A 399-nucleotide genomic window follows, 5' to 3' on the forward strand; every position below is an offset into this window, starting at 1 on the left:
GTGTCAACGTGGCAACACCATCGGTGACAGTAACCGCTTCACCATCGGCAGTCAGAACCGCGCCGTCTGGAATACCGCTGATCTCAACAGACAGGGTCTCAGACCCATCGGTGTCGGTGAGGGCAGAACTGATATCCAGCGCAATGGCTGTGTCTTCACTGCCGCTTGCTGCTTCAGTAGAGAGGGTCGGCGCATCCGCAACGGCCTCAACTGTGACATCCAGTGTGTCGGTGACGGTGCTGGTATCGCCACTCTCGCCATCGGTCGTGGTGACCGCGACAGAGAGGGTGAAGTCTGCATCGCTGTCCGCCGCCGGCGTGATCGTCAGCCCCTCGAGTTCAGCAGGCGTCAGGGTGACAGAGCCATCCTCATTGACGCTCCCCGCAGACAGGGTTGCCC

General features: G+C 60.9%; 1 protein-coding gene. It reads right to left on the reverse strand.

Features of this window, described 5'->3' with window-relative positions; all coding sequences use genetic code 11:
* The coding region (locus tag ACOSDR_RS20225; protein WP_420732347.1) for a hypothetical protein at nucleotides 1–399 on the reverse strand (399 nt) is incomplete at both ends.

Origin of the sequence: Hwanghaeella sp. 1Z406 (assembly GCF_048892425.1) — a bacterium.
Classification (GTDB): Bacteria; Pseudomonadota; Alphaproteobacteria; order UBA8366; family Aestuariispiraceae; genus Pacificispira.